3 protein-coding genes are annotated in these 3,478 nt (G+C 71.4%); 2 read left to right on the forward strand and 1 reads right to left on the reverse strand.

Translation table 11 applies throughout. The features are described from left to right. Positions 1-59 precede the first annotated feature (59 nt). Positions 60-917 carry a hypothetical protein gene (locus ACWGI8_RS41695; RefSeq protein ID WP_453668668.1) on the reverse strand — a complete coding sequence of 286 codons (858 nt, stop codon included), beginning with the start codon at positions 915-917 and terminating at the stop codon, positions 60-62. Between the two features lie 274 nt (positions 918-1,191). Between ACWGI8_RS41695 and purN the strand changes: the two genes are divergently transcribed. Then, positions 1,192-1,818 (forward strand): phosphoribosylglycinamide formyltransferase, encoded by a 627-nt coding sequence (purN, locus tag ACWGI8_RS41700; protein ID WP_453668669.1) that lies wholly within the window; start codon positions 1,192-1,194, stop codon positions 1,816-1,818. Then, entirely contained in the window at positions 1,805-3,361 is a 1,557-nt protein-coding gene (gene purH / locus ACWGI8_RS41705) for a bifunctional phosphoribosylaminoimidazolecarboxamide formyltransferase/IMP cyclohydrolase (RefSeq protein ID WP_453668670.1), read from the forward strand. The genes purN and purH overlap by 14 nt, the downstream gene beginning before the upstream one ends. Positions 3,362-3,478: the final 117 nt, after the last annotated feature.

Below are 3,478 nucleotides of genomic sequence, written 5' to 3' on the forward strand. Positions count from 1 at the left end.
GCGTGGCGCCGCTCCTCGGTCGTGCCGCTACACGGTCGCGCCGCTGCTCCCTGGCGCAGCTACTCCTTGACGCCGATGACCCCGCGCAGCGGATCCGGCAGGAGCTCGTTGCAGGAGAGCTGGCCCGCCTTCGTCAGGGAGTCGTCCACGCACGTGTAGAAGTCGCGGTACACCAGCTGCACCGTGAACGTCATCGCCACGATCACGAGCGCGATCCCCGCCAGCAGCAGGCCGCTCACCGCCGCCGTCACCTGGGGCTTGCCCGCAGGCTGCGGCGGCGTGGGAGAGGCGGCCACGGAGGGGTCGGAGGAAGCGCGGCGGGGCTTGGCGCGGAGCGAGCTCGTACCCCAGTAAAGCGCGAGGGCACCGAGGAGCAGGGCGATCTCCGGGAGGTCGAAGAGCGCGAAGAAGAAGGCCCACATACCGCCGAGCAGTGCATAGCGGGCACGGCGCTGGGCGGGGTCGGTCGGGTCCCAGCGGAGGCCGCTGCCCTGGCCGCCTTCCGGGCCGCTGCCCTGGCCGCCACCGCCGCCATTGCCGCCGCTCTGGCCGCTCTCGCCGCCCGGCCGGCCGCCGAAGCCGCCGGAGGAGCGGCCCGGCTGGCGGCTGCTCCACTGGCTGCCCCAGGACGAACGCTCGTCGTCCCGCCGACCGCCCTCGTCGCCGGAGTCGCTCCCGGAGCCGTGCCGCGGCTGCCACGGCCGGTCCGGGGAGCCCTCGGGCGGCGGTGCGAACGGATTGCTCTCGTCCCTGGGCTCCCTGCGCTCCCTGGGCTCCCTGCGCTCCCTGGATGTACTGGGGTCCCCGGTCTCCCGGGGTTCCGTGGACTCCGGCGACTGGCGTTCCCGCAGCAGCAGGGAGCCCCGCTCGGTGGAGAGCGGGAGGCGGAGTGCCGTGCGGCGGCGTCGGTCCGGCATGTGGTGAACGTCTTCCCCTCTGTACCCGGGTACTCCGTCTGGGGACGGGCCCTGTCCCCAGACGCTACCTCCCGGCCCAGCCCCCGTCCCGTGGGGGCCGCTCGGTGTGCCGGTATCGTTGCTGACGGTCGACGGCTTCGTAGAGTTCCCCTATCGCCGGGCTCGTTTCGTTCGTACGACCATACAAAGATCGACACAAGAACCGCCCAAACACATACCGCACGACCCGCACGGCCTTCTGCAAGCCGTACCGCAACGCGAAAAGAGTCCCCCAGTGGCTGCCGCCCGCCTCGTCGTCCTGGTCTCCGGATCCGGCACCAACCTCCAGGCGCTGCTCGACGCCATCGGCGACGATCCGCAAGGCTTCGGCGCCGAGATCGTCGCGGTCGGTGCCGACCGCGACGGCATCGCCGGCCTCGACCGCGCCCGCGCCGCCGGGATCCCCACCTTCGTCCGCAAGGTGAAGGACTACGCGACCCGCGAGGAGTGGGACCGTGCGCTGACCGAGGCCACCGCCGCGTACGAGCCGGATCTCGTCATCTCGGCCGGCTTCATGAAGATCGTCGGTAAGGACTTCCTCGCCAGGTTCGGCGGTCGGTTCGTGAACACCCACCCCGCCCTGCTGCCCAGTTTTCCCGGTGCCCACGGAGTGCGTGACGCGCTCGCGTACGGGGCGAAGGTCACCGGATGCACCGTCCACTTCGTCGACGACGGCGTCGACACCGGGCCGATCATCGCGCAGGGCGTGGTCGAGGTGGTGGAAGAGGACACAGAAGAAGGCGAAGCCGCTCTCCATGAGCGCATCAAAGAAGTCGAGCGTCAGCTGCTCGTCGAGGTCGTGGGGCGTCTCGCCCGAAACGGCTACCGCATTGAGGGACGAAAGGTTCATGTCGGTGAATAAGCCCATCCGTCGCGCGCTGGTCAGTGTCTATGACAAGACGGGGCTGGAGGAGCTCGCCCGCGGCCTCCACGAAGCCGGCGTCGAGCTCGTCTCCACCGGCTCCACCGCCGCGAAGATCGCCGCGGCCGGTGTCCCGGTCACCAAGGTCGAGGAGCTCACCGGCTTCCCCGAGTGCCTGGACGGCCGCGTCAAGACCCTGCACCCGCGCGTGCACGCCGGCATCCTCGCCGACCTCCGCCTCGACACCCACCGCGAGCAGCTCGCGGAGCTCGGCGTCGAGCCCTTCGACCTCGTGGTCGTGAACCTCTACCCGTTCCGGCAGACCGTCGCCTCCGGCGCGACTCCGGACGAGTGCGTCGAGCAGATCGACATCGGCGGCCCCTCGATGGTCCGTGCCGCCGCCAAGAACCACCCGTCCGTGGCGGTCGTCACCAGCCCCGAGCGGTACGCCGACGTCCTCACCGCCGTCGCGTCCGGTGGCTTCGACCTCACCGCCCGCAAGCGCCTCGCCGCCGAAGCGTTCCAGCACACGGCCGCGTACGACGTCGCCGTCGCCTCCTGGTTCGCGTCCTCGTACGCCCCGGCCGACGAGAGCCTCTTCCCCGACTTCCTCGGCGCCACGTACGAGCGCTCGAACGTCCTGCGCTACGGCGAGAACCCGCACCAGGACGCCGCGCTGTACGTCACCGAGGCGGGCGGCGGCCTCGCGCAGGCCGAGCAGCTGCACGGCAAGGAGATGTCGTACAACAACTACACGGACACGGATGCGGCGCGCCGTGCCGCGTACGACCACGCCGAGCCGTGCGTCGCGATCATCAAGCACGCCAACCCGTGCGGCATCGCGATCGGTGACGACGTCGCCGAGGCGCACCGCAAGGCCCACGCCTGCGACCCGCTCTCCGCGTTCGGCGGTGTGATCGCGGTCAACCGCCCGGTCTCCGTGGCGATGGCCGAGCAGGTCGCCGAGATCTTCACCGAGGTCATCGTCGCCCCGGACTACGAGGACGGCGCGGTCGAGGTGCTGGCCCGCAAGAAGAACATCCGCGTGCTGCGCTGCCCCGACGCCCCGTCAGCGCCCGTCGAGCTGAAGCCGATCGACGGTGGCGCGCTGCTCCAGGTCGCCGACCGGCTCCAGGCCGACGGTGACGACCCGGCGAACTGGACCCTCGCCACCGGCGAGGCGCTCGGCGCCGAGGAGCTGGCCGAACTCGCCTTCGCCTGGAAGGCCTGCCGAGCCGTCAAGTCCAACGCGATCCTGCTCGCCAAGGGCGGCGCCTCGGTCGGCGTCGGCATGGGCCAGGTCAACCGCGTCGACTCCGCGAAGCTCGCCGTCGAGCGGGCGGGCGAGGAGCGTGCGGCGGGCGCGTACGCGGCCTCCGACGCGTTCTTCCCGTTCCCGGACGGCCTGGAGATCCTGACCGCGGCCGGGGTCAAGGCCGTGGTCCAGCCCGGCGGTTCGGTCCGTGACGAGCAGGTCGTCGAGGCGGCCCAGAAGGCGGGCGTGACGATGTACTTCACGGGGACGCGGCACTTCTTCCACTGAGCGCGCGACGCGCGGCGCGGGCAGCCGCGCTGACGCGTGACACATGACGCGTGACGGCCCGCCGGCAACGGAACCGGCGGGCCGTACGTGCATGTACTCGGTGGCTCGCATTGCACA

The organism is Streptomyces sp. NPDC054841, assembly GCF_053611045.1.